Here is a 901-nt window from a genome sequence, read left to right as displayed (position 1 = left end):
CGCGCAGCGGGTGTGACGCCTGCAGCTCGTCGCCCGGATCGGTCATTTCCGTCACCAGCCCTTTCACCCAGGTGTTCAGCTCCAGCTCCAGCAGGCGACGGTCTTTCGTCGTACCGATGTTTTCGCGCTGGATCAGCTTCAGGTAGTGCGCAATGCGCGACAGCAGGAAGATGTACGGCAGGCGCGCGTTGATGCGGCTGTTGGCGGTCGCGTCCGCGGTGTCGTACAGGGCCGGCTTCTGGGTGGAGTTCGCCGAGAAGAAGCACGCGTAGTCGCGGTTCTTGTAGTAGGAGAGCGGAATGAAGCCCAGGTTGGCGAACTCGAACTCGCGGGTTTCCGGGATCATCACCTCGGACGGGATTTTCACCTGGTTGCCGGTGCCGAGGTCATACAGGTGGATCGGCAGGTCTTTCACCGCGCCGCCCGCCTGCGGACCGCGGATCTGCACGCACCAGCCGTTGTTGATGAAGCTCTTCACCATGTTGGAAGCAAAGGCGAACGACGCGCTGGTCCACAGGTACTTCTCGTGGTCCGGGCCCTTCACCTGCTCAACGTAGTTGAAGCTGCGCACCGGCACGGTGTCCGGACCGTACGGCAGGCGGCCCAGCACGCGCGGCATCACCAGCCCGATGTAGCGGGAGTCGTCGGTGTCGCGGAAGGATTTCCACTTGATGTATTCCGCGCGGTCGAAGTAGTTGCCGATATCCTTAATTGCGGCCACCTCTTCCATCGAATCCTTCAGGAAGAATTTCGGGCCCACGGAGCCGATAAACGGCATGTGCGCAGCGGCAGAGACTTTGGAGATGTTGCGCAGCAGCGCGATGTCCTGCGGGCTGGCGTCGAATTCGTAGGAGGAGATGACCGAACCAATCGGCTCGCCGCCCGGGGTGTCATACTCGGC

Annotated in this window: 1 protein-coding gene; it reads right to left on the bottom strand. The window is 62.0% G+C overall.

What is annotated here, in order from left to right; genetic code table 11:
• The coding region (gene tssC, locus DBY73_RS22005) for a type VI secretion system contractile sheath large subunit (protein WP_112013282.1) at window positions 1-901 on the bottom strand (901 nt) is incomplete at both ends.

The organism is Enterobacter sp. RIT418 (assembly GCF_003057745.1).
Taxonomy (GTDB): Bacteria; Pseudomonadota; Gammaproteobacteria; order Enterobacterales; family Enterobacteriaceae; genus Enterobacter.
Note: the sequence above shows the minus strand (reverse complement) of the source record. Positions and strands in the feature narration are given on the sequence as shown.